Raw genomic sequence first — 18,774 nt, forward strand, 5'->3', positions numbered from 1 at the left:
GGGGCTGAAATAAATGCCATTAATTGTTAAATAAAGGGGGCTTGAAGACTTAAATAAGGGGAAAAATGGTTGAGACTTTCCTTTATTACTGATGTAAATAACAAAAAAGTCCTGTTGCAAGGCAACAGGACTTAAAAATGAGGGAGTTGGCCGATAAGCCGGGTTTTGTCGTGAACAATCATTCGTCTAGGCCATTAATCGCTCAATGGCTCAAGCAGCCTACCCGCCCCCAACGCGGGTCGCGCCTTAAGGGGGCCTATTTGGCCTTGCTCCGGGTGGAGTTTACCTCGCCGTAAACTGTTACCAGTTACGCGGTGCGCTCTTACCGCACCCTTTCAGCCTTACCTGTTCCCACTAGGGGCCATCGGCGGTCTTCTCTCTGCTGCACTTGTCGTAGGCTCGCGCCCCCCAGGCGTTACCTGGCACCCTACCCTATGGAGCCCGGACTTTCCTCCCCTTCGCCCGTTTGCCACTCTCGAAAGAGCACACAACGACGAAGCAGCGATTGTCTGGCCAACTCCGGGGGCGGACTATAGCAAACAATAGGCCGCAAGAGTAGCGCTTATTCGCCCTGTTTTAAGCCATAATCATAAAGAGCGTTTTTCTTAAGACCATAAATTTTTGCGGTCAATGCAGCCGCCTTTTTTAAGGGTAACTCTGCTTGTAACAATTTTAGCGTATCTAGGGCTTCCACCGGCAACTGCTGCTGGGCTTTTTGATAACCCGCCACCATCAACACCATCTCACCTTTTTGCTGGTTAGGGTCGACCTTCACCCAGTCAAGTAAGGCTTGCGCAGGCAACGATTGAATGGTTTCAAAGGTTTTGGTCAATTCTCTAGCCAATACCAGTTCTCGCTCTGGCCCTAAACAGGTCACGATGTCCGCCAAACTGTCTAAAATACGATGGGGAGATTCATAAAAAACCACCGTGCGCGGCTCTTGACGCAGCTCGTTTAAGCGTTCTTGACGGGCCTTGGTTTTAGCCGGAAGGAAACCTTCATAAAGAAATCGGTCGGTAGCTAAACCCGCTACTGATAAGGCGGCAATAGCGGCACATGCTCCAGGGATAGGCACCACTGAATACCCTTTGGCACGAAATGCACTCACCAAATGGTAGCCGGGATCATTAATCAGCGGGGTTCCCGCATCCGATACCAAGGCGATATCTTTGCCATCTAATAATTGCTGCTCTAACCATGCAATCTTTTGTTGTTCATTATGGTCGTGAACAGCCACACACCGAGTGCCTATCTCATAGTGGCTTAACAATCGACCGGTATTACGGGTATCTTCGGCAGCGATCAGAGCAACACTTTTCAATACCTCAAGCGCGCGCAGGGTGATATCGGCCAAATTACCAATCGGAGTAGCGACAATATACAGGGAGCCAGTAGCTGACATAAACAGACCTCAAATGAAAACGGCCTCTACTTTAATCAAAAGCGCCATGTGCCTCAATCTTTCGCCGCCTTGATTGTGGATTATTTAGCGTTAGGCTCTTAATATAGGCACTAACTAAACAATACTAGTGGTGTTAACCTTGAAACATAACCTGAACTCAGCGCTACGTTATCTCTGTTTGAGCTTGGTGCTTATTCTAGCCGCCTGTTCCAGTGGTCCAACAAAAGCTCCAATTGTGGCAGTAGATTTACCTTCTATTGCTATCACCCCTGAACACAACGCTGAGTTTTATCTTGATCAAGCCAGTATCGCGCCACCAGAACAACAGTTTGATTGGGAGCTTTTAGCCGCCAAGGCCTACTACCAGCAAGGCATGACTCAGGCCGCCGAAGCTGTAATCAACGACTTAAGCGTGCAAGCGTCTAATTCACAACAAGCAGGTATTAGTTTAGTTAGGGCTTATGGCCTGCAGCTAAATGGTCAGGTAAATGCTGCATTACAACTCTTAGACTTTGATCCCATCTGGGAACTGCCTACGGATTATTGGCTAAGCTATTATCAAACCCGCGCCGCTTTGTACCAGCAACAAAATAATCCTTTAGCTGCAGCAAGTGCCTTAATTGAATTAAATAGCTATCTTGATGACGCTCAGCTAGCCGAAAACCATCAACAGATTTGGCAACAATTAAAACCACTGAGCTCTTTTACTCTGCGTAGTTTTCAACAACCCGGCAATTCATTACGCAATGGTTGGTTAGAAATTGTTGCAATTAGCAACGAACCAAAATCTTCCCCTGAAAAACTGATTGCCAAATTGCAACTGTGGAAACAAGACTACCCTGCTCACCCTGCTTTGGATTATGTGGGTGGAAATTTAGCTAAGGCGCTAAGTATTGCTCCCTATCAACCGAACAAAATTGCGGTATTGTTGCCATTAAGCGGAAAATATAAAAGTAATGGTTTAGCCATTAAAGATGGGCTGATTTCAGCCTACCTTGATCAGCAAAAAACCACTGCAGTAACTAGCGAATTGCTATTTTATGATACACAAGCACAAACCATTGATGTCTTATATTCTCAGTTTGAACAAGATGGCATCGATTTTATTGTTGGCCCTCTGTTAAAGTCGGAGCTAAAAAAGCTACTAGATTTAGCCCCCACCATCCCATTACTGGCACTTAACGAGGTAGCCTCAACAGCTCAAACCGAACAATTTTTCTTCCCTTTATCTCCCGAAGATGAAGCCAAACAGGCCGCGCAATTTATGGCTCAACGAGAAGAGCAAAGCCCATTACTGCTGGTACCACAAAGCAACTTGGGTAAACGAATGGCCGAAGCATTTACCAATGAATGGCAGTTGCACTCTGAAGTGCCGGTGGATGTCATTAACTACGCCAACCGTAATGACCTACAACGCGCCATTCGCAAGCTATTACATACCGACCTAAGCCAACAGCGAGTTAGTCAGTTTGAACAAATCATTGGCCATAATGTGGAATCAGAATTACGTTCACGACGGGATGCGAATGCCTTATATGTAGTTGGCGACAATACAGAAACCAAGTTAATCAAGGCTTTCATTGACGTCACCATTAGCCCCTTTGCCAGCACGCCAAGGCTTTATGCTAGCTCACGCAGCTATGACAAGAATGACGAAACCAGTGAAAATGAATTGGAAGGCCTATACGTCAGTGAAATGCCATGGATATTAGAGCAACAATCAGTAAATGCAATTCGCCATCAACAACTATGGCCGAGCTCTTCAGATACCCAAAAACGACTATATGGCCTTGGTTATGACGCATTCCAACTGATCCACCAACTTGCACAAATGCGCGGCTATAGCGATTATCAATTAAATGGTTTAACCGGTAAGTTAAGCGTTAACCAGCAAGGAGTGATCAGCAGACAATTAACTTGGACACAATTTCATAATGGCCAATTGCTTCCTTTGGAAATTCAAGCCGAAACTGTTCAACAAAGCGATGCAGAATAAGGGTCAAGCCGCCGAGCAGCAGGCGGCTAGTTATCTAAAAGACCAAGGTTTACGCTTCATCGAGCAAAACTATCACTGCCGCCGCGGTGAAATAGACTTAATCTTCAAACAGGACGACGTCTGGGTATTTGTTGAAGTGAAATACCGCACCAGCCAACACTATGGCGGAGCGTTAGCAGCGGTGGATCAACATAAAATACGCCGCATATTGCTTAGTGCCCAACACTACTTACAAAAAAATAATATTAACCAATATGATACAGCCATACGTTTTGATGTTATTGCCATTCAAGAGCAAGCACCTCACATAGAATGGTATCAAAACGCCTTTGGGGAATGAGATGCAAGAACGAATTAAAGAAATATTTAGAGAAAGCATACAAACTAAAATCGCCGCTGCCGAAGCCCTACCCGAGGCGATAGAAAAAGCCACGCTGATCATCGCTCAGGCGCTGCTCAACGGCAATAAGCTGCTAATTAGCGGAAACAATTCGGCAGCCGCGTTAGCTCAGCAATTCTCTGCAAACTTAGTTAATCGCTTCGATACTGAGCGTCCCAGCCTGCCAGCCTTAGCGCTTAGTACCGATAGTTCAGTGCTCTCTGCGATTGCCAATGACTATAGCTTCGATGAAGTATTCGCAAAACAAATTAGAGCCTTAGGTCAACAAGGTGATATCTTAGTGGCAATTTCCGATTCAGGTAATTGTCGCAATGTCATTAAAGCGATGGAAGCTGCAGTAAACCGAGACATGAGCATCATCGCTCTTACCGGCAAAGACGGCGGCGAAATGGCCGGCTTATTAAGTGAACAGGATGTAGAAATTAGAGTGCCAGCGGAGCATAGCGTGCGAATCAACGAAGTGCACCTACTGGCACTGAATGGTTTATGTGATCTCATTGACCGTACACTATTTCCCCAACAAGAGGACTAATAAGGATGCTACGTTTAATCTCCATCATCGTTTTAGCAGGGCTATTACAGGCTTGTGCTGGTGCTATCGTTGTTGGTGCAGGGGTAGCCGCCGGCGCTGCTACTGACCGTCGTTCAGTGGGTACCCAAATCGATGACCAAACTATTGAATTACAGGTGCTTAATGCTTTGGGTAAATCTGAAGAAATTTGGCGCAACAGCAAGCTCTCTGTAGTGGCACTAAATGGCCGAGTATTAGTCTTGGGACAAACCCCAAACGAGCAATCTTTTAATCAAATAACCCAAATCGCTCGCGATATTAAAGGCGTAAAACAAGTTTTAAATGAAGTGAGACTAAAACAGCCAGTGCCCTTAAGTATTCGTAGCAGTGACTCGTGGATCACCACTAAAATTAAGTTCAAAATCTACGAAGATAGTGAGTTACCCCCGGGTAAAATCAAAGTGATAACAGAAGACGGCGAAGTATTTCTAATTGGTGTGGTCACCGCCGCCGAAGAACGTCGAGCAGTTGACATCGCCAGACACGAAAATGGCGTCAGCAAGGTGATTAAGGTATTTGAGCTAGTTGAGGCAGGCTAAGAAGTAGCCTTAATACTCGACTTAAGAGCATAAAAAAGCGCCCTCAGGCGCTTTTTTTACTTAACAATGGTTAGGGTTGGCTTCTTCGCCTTCTCAGTGCTGGCTGGCTCTGTGGCATCACCATCACTATCCTGATGCCCTAACGCTTCACTTTCGGCTAACTCGTAAGCAGGCTCCGGTTCAAAGGCCGTTCCTGCTCCGTTTTCTCTAGCATAAATGGCTAACACGGCTGCCATGGGCACGTAAACCTGAAACGGCTTACCACCAAATCGAGCATTAAAACTAATATGCTCAAGATCCATATTAAAACCAGCTACCGCGGTAGGAGAAATGTTTAAAACAATTTGTCCATCGTTTACAAACTGACTGGGCACCGACACATTAGTTCGAGTCGCATCCACCACCAAATGAGGTGTCAATTCGTTATCCAACAACCAATCAAAAAAAGCCCTCACCATGTAAGGACGATTGGGAGTCATTTGTTTACTGGTCATTAACCTAAGAACCCGTCACGAATTTCACGTTCAGCGTCGGTTAATGAGGCTTGGAAAGACTCGCGGTCAAATACACGGATCATGTATGACTTGATGTCTTTCGCGCCGCTACCTTGCAAATCAATACCTAAGGCAGGTAAACGCCACAATAGAGGTGCCAAATAGCAATCTACTAAGCTGAACTCTTCGCTCATGAAGTAAGGCATTTCTGCAAATACTGGCGCAATACCCACTAAGCTTTCTGTGAGTTGCTTGCGAGCAGCATCGGCATTGTCACCTTTCTCGATTCGAGCAACCAGTGAGTACCAGTCATTCTTGATACGGTGCATCATTAAACGACTAGAGCCGCGAGATACCGGGTAAACAGGCATTAATGGCGGATGAGGAAAGCGCTCGTCCAAATACTCCATAATGATCTGTGATTGATACAATACCAATTCACGATCCACTAAGGTTGGTACCGAGCTGTACGGATTCAAATCAATTAAGTCTTCCGGAAGATTATCCGGGTCCACTTGATTAATTTCTACGCTGACGCCCTTCTCGGCTAAAACGATACGCACCTGATGACTGTACAAGTCATTAGCTCCAGAGTACAGCGTCATTACCGAACGTTTGTTGGCAGCTACAGCCATTGAATCCTCCAAAAACCATCTAAATAAAATACACAAACGGCAACAGCATAACTGCTATTGCCGATAAACCAATACTAGCGCAAGACTTAGTGTACGTCGCGCCAGTATTCTCTCTTCAATAGATAACTAACGATAAAGAAGATGAACAAGAAGCCTAATACCCAGTAACCTAGGCGCTTACGCTCTAACTGAACCGGTTCTGCCGAATAAACTAAAAAGTTAACTAAGTCTAACACTGCATTATCAAATTCATCTGCACTCATCTCACCGCTGCCATCAGATTCGATACCGCGGTAGACATGATGCTCTTCACCATCAATCATTTCTGTTTCATAAACCGCGCTAGGTACGCCTTGCAGTTCTTGCAATACATGCGGCATACCTACACTTGGAAAGACTTTGTTATTCACTCCAAATGGACGCGTTTCATCAACATAAAATGAACGCAAATAAGTATAGATCCAATCTGCGCCTCGAACTCGTGCCACCAAAGTTAAATCAGGTGCTGGTGCACCAAACCATTTAGCGGCATCTTTCTCTTGAATGGCATTTTCCATCAATTCACCAGATTTTGCCCCGGTAAAAATCAAGTTTTCTTCCATTAACTTAATTGGAATAGCTAAATCTTCAGCGACACGATTATAACGCTGATACTGGGTGCTGTGACAGCCAAAACAGTAGTTCATGAACAACTTGGCACCATTTTGTAATGAAGCCTTGTCCGTCAGATCGTAGTTGGCTTTATCTAGATGTACATTGCCACCCGCAGCAAATGCAAAACTAGGTATAAGTAAGGCCAAAGCTAAAAAAACATTTCTCATCATTTGGTCACCCTTTCTGGTACTGGCTTCGTTCTTTCGTTTTTACTGTAAATCCAAAGTAAGACGAAGTAGGCAAAGTAACCAAATGAGGTAACTTGGGCCAAAATAGTCAAAGCAGGTGTAGAAGGCAAGGCGCCTAAAATACCCAAAATGATGAAGCAGATAACAAACTGGGCAATATTCAATTTATGAATGGTGCTACGGTAGCGAATGGATTTTACTTTACAGCGATCTAACCAAGGCAGCACGAACAGCACAGCAATGGATAAGCCCATCATCACTACCCCTAATAACTTGTCAGGAACCGCCCGCAAAATGGCGTAGAAAGGCGTGAAGTACCATACCGGTGCGATATGCGCAGGTGTCTTTAACGGGTTTGCCGCTTCAAAGTTTGGCGCTTCTAAGAAGTAGCCGCCGCCATCAGGGAAGAAAAACATTACCCAACAGAAGAAGAACAGGAAGCCAACAATCGCTGCTAAATCTTTTACCGTAAAATAAGGGTGGAATGGAATACCATCTTTAGGCCAGCCATTTTCATCTTTATTGGCTTTGATCTCGATCCCATCGGGGTTATTTGAACCCACCTCATGCAAAGCAACAATATGTAAAAATACCAATAAAACTAGCACTAAGGGTAAAGCTATCACATGCAAGGCGAAGAAACGATTTAAGGTGACGCCAGAAATCACGTAGTCGCCGCGGATCCATAGGGTTAAATCATCACCTATCACCGGAATCGCACCGAACAGCGAGATAATCACCTGGGCGCCCCAATAGGACATTTGCCCCCAAGGAAGTAAATAGCCCATAAAGGCTTCGGCCATCAATACCAAGAAGATTAACATCCCGAACAGCCAAATTAGCTCTCGTGGTTTTTGGTAAGAACCATAAATAAGGCCGCGGTACATATGCAGGTAAATCACCACAAAAAAGGCCGAAGCCCCAGTGGAGTGCATATAACGTAATAACCAACCATATTCAACATCACGCATGATGTATTCGATAGAAGCAAACGCGCCATCACCAGAAGGGTTGTAATTCATGGTTAACCAAATACCGGTTAGGATTTGGTTGACCAATACCACCATGGCGATAAAACCAAAAATATACCAAAAGTTAAAATTCTTTGGTGTGGGATATTGGCCTACATGTTTATTATAGGTTTTGGTTAAGGGGATCCGCTCATCGATCCAACCAATCAATGCTTTCATTTTTAAGCCTCTCCCTCATCCAAACCCACTAAGATAGTGGTATCGTCAACAAAATGGTATGGAGGAACTACCAAGTTAAGTGGTGCAGGAACGCCTTGGAACACTCGTCCGGCCATATCGAACTTAGAGCCATGACAAGGACAGAAAAATCCGTACTCAACACCTTGAACCTGCTCTGAAAAACTACCAGGCAAGTAGGTAGGCGAACACCCCAAGTGAGTACAAATACCCACCGCAACAAACAACTCGGGCTTAATCGAGCGATATTGATTGGTCGAGTAATCGGGTTGTTGAGGCTCCTCTGAGTTTGGATCTCGTAATTTATCGCCAATAGCGTCTAGGTTATCAAGAACCGACTGAGGGCGGCTAACTACCCAAACAGGCTTACCACGCCACTCAACACGTAGTAATTGTCCAGGTTCAATTTTACTAATATCCACTTCAACGGGTGCCCCGGCGGCTTTAGCCTTGGCACTCGGATTCCATGAACTGATAAAAGGTACTGCTGCGAACGCTGCTCCTACACCACCGACAACAGCCGTTGTCCAGGTGAGAAAGCGGCGTCGGCCAGCATCGACAGGAGCGTTGCTCATCCAATGTCTCTCCGGTAAGGATCCGCGCAATTATTGTAATTTTCCTTGCGGCATGCTGCACAAGGTAGCGTTTTTCTGCTACTGGTAGCGTTTACTTGCTACTACATTATTGCAGGTAAATGCGAACAAAATAGTAATAAAAAACACACAAATTGACAAGGGTAATCAAGGTTTTTAACCTTTTAGAAAAGCAAAAGCTCGGCATAGCCGAGCTTTTGTAACACGATAGCGTGTAGCAATTAACGTTTAGAGAATTGCGGACGACGACGTGCTTTACGTAAACCAACTTTCTTACGTTCAACTTTACGAGCATCACGAGTAACAAAGCCAGCTTTGCGTAGTTCAGGGCGTAGACTTTCGTCATACTCCATCAACGCGCGAGTGATACCGTGACGGATAGCACCAGCTTGACCAGTAGTACCACCACCTTTAACAGTGATGTGTAGGTCTACTTTTTCTAACAATTCAGTTAGCTCAAGAGGTTGACGAACTACCATACGAGCAGTTTCACGACCAAAGTAAACTTCCAAAGAGCGGTTGTTTACAGCGATGTTACCACTACCAGCTTTTAGAAATACGCGAGCAGTAGAGCTTTTGCGACGGCCTGTGCCGTAGTATTGATTCTCAGCCATTATTCAAATTCCGTAACTTAAATGTCTAATACTTGTGGTTGCTGAGCCGCATGAGTGTGCTCAGGTCCAGCGAATACTTTCAGTTTACGGAACATTGCACGGCCTAGAGGACCTTTTGGCAACATACCTTTCACTGCAGACTGGATAACGCGCTCAGGAGCTTTATCGATTAACTTTTCAAAGCTAATTGATTTTAGACCACCTGGGTAACCAGTGTGCGAATGGTAAATTTTATCTTTCGCTTTGTTGCCTGTTACGGCTACTTTCTCAGCGTTAATTACGATGATGTAATCACCAGTATCAACGTGAGGAGTATATTCAGCTTTATGCTTACCGCGTAGGCGAGAAGCAATTTCAGTTGCGATACGACCCAGAGTTTTACCGTCTGCGTCAACAACGTACCAGTCGCGTTTTACGCTTTCTGGTTTGGCTACAAAAGTTTTCATTTGTATATATAACCCAAAATAACTGTTACACACGTGTTTGTGACAATCACAAACGTGAAAATAGCTACTCATAGTATCCCTTCGAATACGGAGTAAGCTTGAATGTTAGTATCACCAAATCGGTGACATGTAACGTGGGGTGGCAAGATTATAGGGCAAGTACAAAAAAAAACCACCCTTAATCTAAATTATTTATGGTAGATGGGCTTTTTCTAAATACTCGTGCGACTGCATTTCTTGTAAGCGCGAACGACAACGCTCAAATTCAAAAGTTAGCCGCCCACCGCTGTAAAGTTGCTCAAGAGGCACCTCTGCTGCGATGATCAAAGTGACGTGACGTTCGTAAAACTCGTCTACCAAAGCAATAAAGCGCCGCGCTGCATCATCGTTATGGCTGCCCATTTGCACCAGTCCCGATAACAACACCGTATGGTATAACTTAGCTAGTTCAATATAATCTAACTGGCTGCGCGCGCCCTCACATAACTCAGAAAACTCAATATGCAATACACTATCGGCTTCCTCGACAAAATTGATCATGCGCTGATTGATTTCAATTTGCCCTTGCTGTTGCCGTGGCTCACTGGACAACTGTAAAAAATACTGAGCAAGATTTTGCTGCGCCTTTGGGTCTAAGGGATAGTGATAAATTTCAGCGGCATTTAGGGTGCGCATCCGATAATCATTACCGCCATCGACGTTGATGATTTGACAATGCTGTTGAATCAACTTGATGGTGGGCAAAAAGCGTTGCCGTTGCAAACCATTACGATACAGATCTTCCGGCGGAATATTCGAGGTAGCAACTAAAGTAACACCACGAGCAAATAGCGCTTCAAACAGAGTACCTAAGATCATCGCGTCGGTAATATCCGAGACAAAAAATTCATCGAAACAAATTACTTCTGCCTCGGCAATCAAGCTATCAGCCACACGCTCAAGCGGATTAACTTGCTTATCTAGCTGTTTTAATTCGCTATGTACTCGTTGCATAAAGCGATGAAAATGCACCCGCATTTTACGCTCGGTGGGCAGGCAGTTAAAAAAGGTATCCATTAAATAGGTCTTACCTCTACCAACGCCCCCCCACATATAAAGGCCCTGAACCGCAGCGGGTCGATTTGACGATGCGCCACTGAAACGCGCCTTGAATTTACTGTATAAACTTTGGCTCTTAAGAGTAACTTTTGGCTTTTCAGTAAGTTGCTCATAAACCCTTTGTAACTGAGTCACCGCAAAGGCTTGAGCAGGGTCTTTAACGAAATTATTGGTTTGCAGATCTTGTTGGTATTGCAGCTGTGGGGTCATTCCTTGCCTAATCCTAAAGCTCGCATAAACTTAGTGGGAAATTGATAGTACCATGTGAAAGCATTCTCAAGTATATTGAAAGTTCATCAAGACCAACAAAGGATTAATATGAGCGCAATTAGCAGTATGATTTTTCTTCTTATTGGTGTCGCTATTGGCTTCTTCCTTAGTCGTATGACCGCGAAACCCGCTATCAACGATGCCAGCATGAAGCACGAGTTAGAACAAAATAAAGCAGAGCTAGAGAGTTATAAAGAGCAAGTACAAGCGCATTTTGCTAAAAGCGCTCAGCTACTCGAGGATATGGCTAAACAGTATCAAGGTATCTATGAACACATGGCCAGCCAATCCAAGTCTCTGATTAGTGATGATGTTGCTCAGCCTCAATTGTTTGCCGATTACCAGCAAAAACTAGAGTTAGAAGAGGAAGCCGACTCTTCAGAAGCCCAACCTAAAGACTATTCCAACAAACCATCAGGTTTGTTTACCGAAGCTCAACGTAAAGCGAGCTAAATCCACTGAACTTTTTAAACTAAGCAGGGTCTTTAAGATCCTGCTTTTCTATTAGCGTTGTTTATTAAGGATATTGGAATGAGTATTTCCACTAAGAAATTTGTCATGCTGTTGCTATCAGTTAGTTTAGGCTTCAGCGCTTTTCAAGCACAGGCGGTTTTACCTGTTGCCGTAGGTGGAAGTCAGCTACCTAGTCTCGCGCCAATCCTTGACCAAGCCACCCCTGCGGTGGTCAATATTTCTGTTGCAGGAACCAAAGTGTCGCAACAGCAACTTCCTGAACTATTTAAATACTTCTTTGGTCAAGAAGGTCAACCCAACAACGACACCCAAGAGCGCCCTTTTCAAGGTCTCGGTTCCGGTGTGGTCATTGACGCTGATAAAGGCTATGTGATTACTAACTTTCACGTCATCAACGACGCCGATGAAATTGTCGTTACCCTGAAAGATGGCAGAACCTTTGATGCAGAGGTACTTGGCAGCGACCGCCAGACAGATATAGCCTTGCTAAAAATCGACGCAGATAAGCTGGCCGACCTTGCCCTTGCAGATTCCGATGAATTACGCGTGGGTGATTTTACCATTGCCATTGGTAACCCCTTTGGCTTAGGCCAAACCGTTACCTCCGGTATTGTTAGCGCCCTAGGCCGCAGCGGTTTGAACATTGAAAACTTAGAGAACTTCATCCAAACCGATGCTGCCATCAATAGTGGCAACTCTGGTGGCGCTTTAATTAATCTAAATGGTGAACTAATCGGTATCAATACCGCTATTATCGCTCCCACTGGTGGCAATATTGGTATTGGCTTTGCTATTCCCAGCAACATGGTGAAAAACTTAGCTGAGCAAATTATTGAATACGGTGAAGTCCGTCGCGGTATTCTTGGCGTCACCGGGGGCGAGTTAAACAGTGAACTGGCCAAAGCCTTTGGCGCAGATTCACAACACGGTGCCTTCGTCAATCAAGTTATGCCTGACTCGGCGGCAGACAAAGCGGGGATTAAACCCGGTGACATTATTGTTGCGGTCAACGATAAACCAGTGAAAAGCTTCGCCGAATTAAGAGCAAAAATTGGTACCATGGGCGCAGGTAAAACCATCAAAATTGGTGCTATCCGTGATGGTAAGGCAACTACCTTTAAGGTCACCTTACAGCAAGCCGATCAGCAAATGGTAAATGCTAAAGTGATGCATCCAGCCTTAGAAGGTGCAAGCTTAAGTTCTACCGAAAAAGGCGCCAAAACCTCTGGTGTACGGGTTAACAAAGTTCAGCGTAACTCTCCAGCCTTTGCCAACGGTTTGGAGGACGGTGATATCATAATCGGTATCAACAAAACGCGAATTAACAACATCGCCGACTTGCGGGCAATTTTAGAGAATAACCCGCGCGTACTGGCCTTGAATATTCAACGAGGTGAACACAACCTCTACCGAATCATTCAATAAACTAAGATTATTAACAATAAAGGCGGCCAATTAGTCGCCTTTTCTTTTGTCCTTAGAAACAGCGTGCTATTCTGAAGCCCTTGCTGGAGAGGAAAAATTGTTAGCTATAATCAAGTATTTACTCAAGCCGGCCATCTTTGGTTTGGCAATGGCGATTGGTATTTTATTTGCGTTCCCTGAATTTAGGGAGAATAGCAAGCAGCTATTAGACGACTATACCAATACTCCCTTAGTTAGTTATTCCCAAGCCGCGCGCCGCGCCGCGCCTGCCGTGGTAAATATCTATACACGAAGCTTTTTGCAATCGTATGTCAATGTAGATACTCAGATAGAGTCACAGGGCTTAGGCTCTGGGGTGATAATGTCTAAGCAAGGTTTTGTATTAACCAATCTCCATGTTATCGCCAATTCCGACCAAATTGTTATCGCCTTACAAGACGGAAGGATTTTTAATGCCGAGTTAGTCGGCGGAGACATCATCACCGACCTAGCGGTACTGAAAATTGACGCCTCTCCTGATTTACCGATCATCCCGCAGAATGACCAGCTAAGCACCCAAGTGGGTGATGTGGTGCTAGCAATTGGCAACCCCTATAACGTAGGGCAAACCATCACTCAGGGCATTATCAGTGCGGCTGGTCGCAACGGCATGAGCTCTACCGGGCGCCAAGACTTCCTTCAAACCGATGCTGCCATTAACCGGGGGAATTCCGGAGGGGCTTTAATCAATACCCGCGGCGAACTGGTGGGCATCAATACCTCGGCTTACCATTTAAATGATATTACCGACACCTACGGTATTAGCTTTGCTATTCCCTATGTATTAGCCAAGAAGATCATGTTGGGCTTAATTAAAGATGGCACCATCATTCGTGGTTATTTAGGCTTAGATGGCCAAAAAATCACCCCCTTACTGGCGGCGCGTTTAAAGCTAAACGAAACCCAAGGGGTGATAGTAAGTGGCTTAGATCCAGAAGGCCCTGCCGGAAAGGCGGGTATTAAAACCAACGATATTCTAGTCAATATCGCCGGCACCGATATAAGCTCAATCAAACAAGCGATGGATATTGTTGCCGAAACCCGCCCCGGTAGCGAAATTCTAGTTCGCTTATACAGAAACGGGGAACTGCTTGAGCTCCCCGTTACTATTACTGAATTGAAACTACCTCGCCGAATTACGAACGATCGTTAAAGCGAGTGATTTTTGCTCCTAACTGAGCAAATTTAGTTTCAATGTTCTGATAACCACGGTCGATATGGTAGATCCGATCGACCACGGTTTCGCCCTCTGCTACTAAGGCCGCTAGTACCAAACTCGCCGAAGCTCGTAAATCGGTTGCCATCACTTGTGCCCCTGTAAGACGCTCAGCATGCTTACAAATAGCGGTATTCCCCTCTAATTCGATTTCTGCGCCCATTCGCATCAACTCGGGAACGTGCATGAAGCGGTTTTCGAAAATCGTTTCAGTAACATGGCCGGTGCCGCTTGCTACGATGTTTAACACCGTAAATTGGGCTTGCATGTCGGTAGGGAATGCAGGGTGAGGCGCAGTCTTCACATTAACCGCTTTAAGCTCACAGCCCTGCATATCTAGCTCTATCCAGTCTTCACCAGTGGTGATTTTAGCGCCAGCTTCTTCAAGCTTGGCCAATACCGATTCCATCAATTTGGCATCGGTGTGAGTACAGCGTACACGACCGCCGGTGACTGCCGCGCCTACTAAGTAGGTACCCGTCTCGATTCGGTCGGGAAGAACACTGTATTCTCCGCTATGTAGGCGCTCAACCCCCTTAATAACAATAGTATCGCTGCCGGCACCTTGAATATTGGCGCCTAAGCAGTTGAGGAAATTAGCCAAATCAACAACTTCAGGTTCGCGAGCGGCGTTTTCTATAATGGTTTCACCTTCGGCAAGTGCCGCGGCCATCATCAAATTCTCAGTGCCTGTTACACTCACCATATCCATGAAGATTCGAGCACCTTGTAAGCGGCCATCGACTCGTGCTTTTACATAACCATCTTCCACACTCATATTCGCTTGCATTAATTCAAGGCCATGAATGTGAAGGTTTACTGGGCGCGCGCCAATGGCACAACCGCCAGGCAAAGACACATCGGCCTGACCATAACGCGCCACCAGCGGGCCTAAAGCCATGATTGAAGCTCGCATGGTTTTTACCAACTCATAAGGCGCCACAAAATCATTTACCTTACCGGCTTTAATGATCACTGTTTCGCCCAGCACCTCAAGCTCTCGCCCTAGGTGCTGAAGCATCTTGCAGGTAGTACCAATGTCTTTTAATTGAGGAACATTATGTAAGATGACTTGTTCTTCACATAACAAGCTGGCAAACAGGATCGGCAAAGCCGCATTTTTAGCGCCCGAAATCGCCACCTCGCCTTCGAGGCGGCAGCCACCTTCAATTCTAAACTTATCCACTAAAACTCCTAAGGATTACAATTGGCCAAACTTTTGTTGCTTTTGCCATTCATCAGGAGTGTACGCCTTAATTCCTAAGGCGTGGATTTCGTTACTCGCAATGTATTCTTTCAGTGGTGCATAAACCGCTTGTTGTTTCTTAACTCGCGATAAATCCGTAAACATTGCACCAACAGCAACAACTTGAAAATGATTACCTTCACCTGTTACTTGCACGTGATCTAATTCAAGCGCCTGCGATAGAATTTGTTCAATTTGTTCTGGTTGCATTACTCTGCTCCGCAAATATGCTTTAATCTTGATATTGCAACAGCGCTTCCAACTCATAGAGTTTAAACAGCTGCTTCGCTTGTTCTGGGCAATGCTTAACGAGCAAGCGATTGCTAGGTTCCGGTTTTAAGGCGGTGATGATAGCGGCTATTCCAGCAGAGTCAATGCGCTTAAGTTGAGACAGCTCAAGTTGTTTGAGTTTGCAATCGCTTAATGCCGACCAATGACGAGCCACTTGTTCGCTAGCCCACTCACCACTCAAATACAAACAACCTTGTTTAATGCTTAATTGATTATTCATGCTTTACTCTTGAGTTGCGAGATTCTTGTCTCGCAATAACTGAATCACGCCATCAATACCATCGGCACGAATAAGGCTATCCATCTCAGACTGCTTGGTAGATAACAAACTCACCCCCTCGGCAATCAAATCATAGGCTAGCCAACGATCAGCACTATTGGCACTACTATTCTTTAGCTTACGAAACTTGAACTCCAAGTTAATCGGCGGGCGGTCAGCGTCGATCAGTTGGGCGCGAACACCTAACTTAGTTTGCTCGCCAAGAGCTCTTTCCGGCTCAATCAATACCTGCTGTTGCTTATACTGAGCTAAAGCTTGGGTGTATGTGCTCACCAAGTATTCTTGAAAGGCCTCAGCGAAATCATCACGCTGCTGCTTAGAGGTTTTTTTGATGTGTTTGCCCAACACCGCAAAGGCTGCGTAACGATAATCTATGTGAGGCATTAGCTGCTGGCGAACAATCGCTTCTAGCTGTTGCTGAGCGTCATCGGCTTGTCGATCAATTTTGGCCAAACGGCTAAAAGTTTGCTCGGCTACATAACTCATCAAACGATAAGGATTCGCATGAATCTCTTCAGCATGAGCCCAAAAGCCGAATAACAGAATCAGCGACAATATCAAACTACGTACCCACATAATTATTTCTCCGTTATTGAAAACAAGAATTGGCCAATCAACTCTTCTAAGACAAGCGCCGATTTGGTGTCTTCGATAATGTCGCCATCATCTAGATTTTCAATATCATCTAATACGAAGCCAGGGTTTAAGCCAATATATTGCTCCCCTAACAGCCCAGCGGTAAGAATCGAAAGAGAGCTCGTTTCTGGATAAAAACCATATTGACGATACATACTTAAAGTCACCTTTGGCATGTAGTCTTCTACATCGAGATTAATCGCTTCGACCCGGCCAACCACCACGCCACCCACCTTAACTGGCGAGCGCACCTTTAAGCCGCCAATGTTGTCAAACTTGGCATATAAAGTATAAGTATCGGTATTACTACCTAATTGGCTATCGGCTATTTTCAGCGCCAATATTAATAAGGCCGCTAATCCTAATAAGACAAAGGCCCCAACCGACAACTCTAGCTTATTTACTTTCATGTTAATCCCTATCACTAACTGCCAAACATCAGCGCAGTTAAAACAAAATCCAATGCCAATACCAATAACGACGCGTGAACCACACTACGCGTGGTTGCTTGGCTAATACCTTGCGCACTAGGCAGAGCATCATAACCGTTAAACAAGGCAACCCAAACCACTGCAATGGCAAACACCGCACTTTTAATTAGGCCATTGCCAATATCCTGGCCAAACTCTATCGACGCGGCAGTGATCGACCAAAAACTCCCATCATCGACGCCCAACCATTGCACGCCAACCAAATAACCACCCCAAATGCCCACTAAATTGAATATTAAAGCCAATAGAGGCATGGCAATAAATCCGGCCCAAAAACGCGGGGCGATTACCCGTTTTAGTGGGTCAACCGCCATCATCTCCATACTCGATAACTGTTCAGTGGTTTTCATTAGGCCTATTTCGGCGGTCAGCGCGGAGCCCGCTCGTCCGGCAAATAACAAGGCGGTCACCACCGGCCCTAATTCACGCAATAAAGATAGGGCTACCATTGGTCCAAGGCTGGTTTCGGCGCCAAAATCCACCAAAATGTTATAGCCTTGCAGGGCCAACACCATACCAATAAATAAGCCCGATACCACAATAATGGGTAGAGATTGCACCCCTACTACATAAATTTGTTTAATGCTGTCCTTCAGCAATTGTGCTCGCGGCACTGCGACTAAAGCATGCCAAAGCATCAAACTTGCTCTACCTAAGGCACTAATTTTAAACAAAGTTTGGCGACCTAAGGCCGCGATAGCGGTTAACATAAACTGGCCTTTAATGCTTGTGCGTAATCTTCCGCAGGATAATGAAAAGCCACAGGACCATCGGCTTGTCCTTGTAAAAACTGGGTTAAACGGGGGTTGGGGTTAGCCGCAATCTCTGCCACACTACCTTCGGCTAATACCGAGTGTCCGTCGATCACAAACACGTAGTCGGCAATACTGAGGACCTCATTAACGTCATGAGACACAATCACTGAGGTTAGTTGTAGGCTTTGGCTTAAGCTTTGGATTAGTTTGATCAATACCCCCATAGATATCGGATCTTGTCCCACAAAAGGCTCGTCGTAGAGAATAATTTCCGGCTCTAAGGCAATCGCCCTAGCGAGGGCTACTCGACGTGCCATTCCACCGGACAAATCACTGGGCATTAACTCGGCCGCCCCCCGTAAACCTACGGTTTGTAGCTTCATCAATACCAAATTGCGGAGCACCGCTTCAGGTAAATTGGTGTGTTCACGCAATGGAAAGGCGACATTCTCAAAGACATTTAAGTCGCTAAATAAAGCGCCGCTTTGAAACAACATGCCAATCCGCTTACGCAATTGGAACAACTCTCCTCGGCTCAATTGATGAACATTTTGCCCTTCGATCAACACCTCTCCAGCACTGGGCTGAAGTTGTCCACCGATCAACTTGAGTAAAGTTGTTTTACCAATACCACTAGGACCCATAATGGCCGTGATTTTACCTCGCTGAATACTTAAGTTTAAATGTTCAAAGATAAGCTTATCACCGCGTTGGAACGCCAATTGTTTTACTTCAATCAAATTCTTTGCCACTCCATGAGCATTCTTAATTGGCCAAGGAAAACATATTATTGAGATAATTGGTGACACTCAA

23 protein-coding genes and 1 other RNA gene are annotated in these 18,774 nt (G+C 45.3%); 7 read left to right on the forward strand and 17 right to left on the reverse strand.

All coding sequences use genetic code 11. The features are described from left to right. Positions 1-138 precede the first annotated feature (138 nt). Together rnpB and rsmI are read right to left on the reverse strand one after the other, a co-directional pair. An RNA gene (gene rnpB, locus ACQY6Q_RS07975) (RNase P RNA component class A) lies at positions 139-521 on the reverse strand. Positions 522-562: 41 nt separating this feature from the next. Then, positions 563-1,402 (reverse strand): 16S rRNA (cytidine(1402)-2'-O)-methyltransferase, encoded by an 840-nt coding sequence (rsmI, locus tag ACQY6Q_RS07980; protein WP_427979948.1) that lies wholly within the window; start codon positions 1,400-1,402, stop codon positions 563-565. Between the two features lie 139 nt (positions 1,403-1,541). On the opposite strand from rsmI, the gene ACQY6Q_RS07985 reads away from it, so the two are divergent. The 4 genes from ACQY6Q_RS07985 to dolP are packed head-to-tail and all read left to right on the forward strand — an operon-like array spanning position 1,542 to position 4,908. After that, positions 1,542-3,398 (forward strand): penicillin-binding protein activator, encoded by a 1,857-nt coding sequence (locus ACQY6Q_RS07985; protein WP_427979950.1) that lies wholly within the window; start codon positions 1,542-1,544, stop codon positions 3,396-3,398. Continuing rightward, on the forward strand, positions 3,388-3,738 hold the full coding sequence (locus ACQY6Q_RS07990; protein ID WP_427979953.1) for a YraN family protein: 351 nt from the start codon (positions 3,388-3,390) through the stop codon (positions 3,736-3,738). The genes ACQY6Q_RS07985 and ACQY6Q_RS07990 overlap by 11 nt, the downstream gene beginning before the upstream one ends. 1 nt (position 3,739) lies before the next feature. After that, positions 3,740-4,330 carry an SIS domain-containing protein gene (locus tag ACQY6Q_RS07995; RefSeq protein WP_427979955.1) on the forward strand — a complete coding sequence of 197 codons (591 nt, stop codon included), beginning with the start codon at positions 3,740-3,742 and terminating at the stop codon, positions 4,328-4,330. A gap of 5 nt (positions 4,331-4,335) precedes the next feature. Beyond that, complete coding sequence (dolP, locus tag ACQY6Q_RS08000) at positions 4,336-4,908, forward strand: division/outer membrane stress-associated lipid-binding lipoprotein (RefSeq protein WP_427979958.1); 573 nt, start codon at positions 4,336-4,338, stop codon at positions 4,906-4,908. Between the two features lie 56 nt (positions 4,909-4,964). Here the strand turns inward: dolP and ACQY6Q_RS08005 are convergent, their stop codons facing one another. From ACQY6Q_RS08005 to zapE, 8 genes are all read right to left on the reverse strand, one after another. Then, positions 4,965-5,387 carry a ClpXP protease specificity-enhancing factor gene (locus ACQY6Q_RS08005; RefSeq protein ID WP_427980034.1) on the reverse strand — a complete coding sequence of 141 codons (423 nt, stop codon included), beginning with the start codon at positions 5,385-5,387 and terminating at the stop codon, positions 4,965-4,967. A 14-nt stretch (positions 5,388-5,401) separates the two neighbouring features. Continuing rightward, a complete protein-coding gene (gene sspA / locus ACQY6Q_RS08010) occupies positions 5,402-6,037 on the reverse strand; it encodes a stringent starvation protein SspA (RefSeq protein ID WP_427979961.1) in 636 nt (211 codons plus the stop codon). 86 nt (positions 6,038-6,123) lie between these two features. Next, complete coding sequence (locus ACQY6Q_RS08015; RefSeq protein ID WP_427980036.1) at positions 6,124-6,858, reverse strand: cytochrome c1; 735 nt, start codon at positions 6,856-6,858, stop codon at positions 6,124-6,126. After that, the gene (locus ACQY6Q_RS08020) at positions 6,858-8,069 is read right to left on the reverse strand and encodes a cytochrome b (RefSeq protein WP_427979963.1); all 1,212 of its coding nucleotides are present in this window, start codon (positions 8,067-8,069) and stop codon (positions 6,858-6,860) included. The genes ACQY6Q_RS08015 and ACQY6Q_RS08020 overlap by 1 nt, the downstream gene beginning before the upstream one ends. 2 nt (positions 8,070-8,071) lie before the next feature. Beyond that, positions 8,072-8,662 (reverse strand): ubiquinol-cytochrome c reductase iron-sulfur subunit, encoded by a 591-nt coding sequence (petA, locus tag ACQY6Q_RS08025; protein WP_055732815.1) that lies wholly within the window; start codon positions 8,660-8,662, stop codon positions 8,072-8,074. A 239-nt stretch (positions 8,663-8,901) separates the two neighbouring features. Then, on the reverse strand, positions 8,902-9,294 hold the full coding sequence (gene rpsI, locus ACQY6Q_RS08030; RefSeq protein ID WP_055732816.1) for a 30S ribosomal protein S9: 393 nt from the start codon (positions 9,292-9,294) through the stop codon (positions 8,902-8,904). 17 nt (positions 9,295-9,311) lie between these two features. Then, a complete protein-coding gene (gene rplM, locus ACQY6Q_RS08035) occupies positions 9,312-9,740 on the reverse strand; it encodes a 50S ribosomal protein L13 (protein ID WP_055735003.1) in 429 nt (142 codons plus the stop codon). 192 nt (positions 9,741-9,932) lie between these two features. Continuing rightward, positions 9,933-11,048 carry a cell division protein ZapE gene (gene zapE / locus ACQY6Q_RS08040; RefSeq protein WP_427979968.1) on the reverse strand — a complete coding sequence of 372 codons (1,116 nt, stop codon included), beginning with the start codon at positions 11,046-11,048 and terminating at the stop codon, positions 9,933-9,935. 108 nt (positions 11,049-11,156) lie between these two features. Between zapE and ACQY6Q_RS08045 the strand changes: the two genes are divergently transcribed. From ACQY6Q_RS08045 to degS, 3 genes are all read left to right on the forward strand, one after another. Continuing rightward, positions 11,157-11,561, forward strand: coding sequence for a YhcB family protein (locus ACQY6Q_RS08045; RefSeq protein WP_427979971.1), 405 nt, complete (start codon positions 11,157-11,159; stop codon positions 11,559-11,561). Between the two features lie 78 nt (positions 11,562-11,639). Next, entirely contained in the window at positions 11,640-13,007 is a 1,368-nt protein-coding gene (locus ACQY6Q_RS08050) for a Do family serine endopeptidase (protein WP_427979973.1), read from the forward strand. Positions 13,008-13,104: 97 nt separating this feature from the next. Further along, a complete protein-coding gene (gene degS / locus ACQY6Q_RS08055; RefSeq protein WP_427979975.1) occupies positions 13,105-14,199 on the forward strand; it encodes an outer membrane-stress sensor serine endopeptidase DegS in 1,095 nt (364 codons plus the stop codon). Here degS and murA read toward each other — a convergent pair. Genes murA through ACQY6Q_RS08090 form a run of 7 tightly spaced genes read right to left on the reverse strand, consistent with a single transcriptional unit; the run spans position 14,183 to position 18,713 of the window. Then, on the reverse strand, positions 14,183-15,448 hold the full coding sequence (gene murA / locus ACQY6Q_RS08060) for a UDP-N-acetylglucosamine 1-carboxyvinyltransferase (protein WP_427979977.1): 1,266 nt from the start codon (positions 15,446-15,448) through the stop codon (positions 14,183-14,185). The two genes, degS and murA, sit on opposite strands and share 17 nt — an antisense overlap. 15 nt (positions 15,449-15,463) lie before the next feature. Then, entirely contained in the window at positions 15,464-15,718 is a 255-nt protein-coding gene (locus tag ACQY6Q_RS08065) for a BolA family protein (RefSeq protein ID WP_427979980.1), read from the reverse strand. Positions 15,719-15,740: 22 nt separating this feature from the next. Further along, entirely contained in the window at positions 15,741-16,019 is a 279-nt protein-coding gene (locus ACQY6Q_RS08070) for an STAS domain-containing protein (protein ID WP_427979983.1), read from the reverse strand. Positions 16,020-16,022: 3 nt separating this feature from the next. Next, complete coding sequence (locus ACQY6Q_RS08075; RefSeq protein ID WP_427979985.1) at positions 16,023-16,655, reverse strand: MlaC/ttg2D family ABC transporter substrate-binding protein; 633 nt, start codon at positions 16,653-16,655, stop codon at positions 16,023-16,025. 2 nt (positions 16,656-16,657) lie between these two features. Further along, complete coding sequence (gene mlaD / locus ACQY6Q_RS08080; protein WP_427979987.1) at positions 16,658-17,125, reverse strand: outer membrane lipid asymmetry maintenance protein MlaD; 468 nt, start codon at positions 17,123-17,125, stop codon at positions 16,658-16,660. 14 nt (positions 17,126-17,139) lie between these two features. Beyond that, complete coding sequence (mlaE, locus tag ACQY6Q_RS08085; RefSeq protein WP_427979989.1) at positions 17,140-17,916, reverse strand: lipid asymmetry maintenance ABC transporter permease subunit MlaE; 777 nt, start codon at positions 17,914-17,916, stop codon at positions 17,140-17,142. Further along, positions 17,910-18,713, reverse strand: coding sequence for an ATP-binding cassette domain-containing protein (locus ACQY6Q_RS08090; RefSeq protein ID WP_427979991.1), 804 nt, complete (start codon positions 18,711-18,713; stop codon positions 17,910-17,912). Before ACQY6Q_RS08090 ends, mlaE begins: the two co-directional genes overlap by 7 nt. Between the last annotated feature and the right edge of the window lie 61 nt (positions 18,714-18,774).

It is taken from the genome of Agarivorans sp. (assembly GCF_050295395.1).
In the GTDB taxonomy this organism is placed as follows: domain Bacteria; phylum Pseudomonadota; class Gammaproteobacteria; order Enterobacterales; family Celerinatantimonadaceae; genus Agarivorans.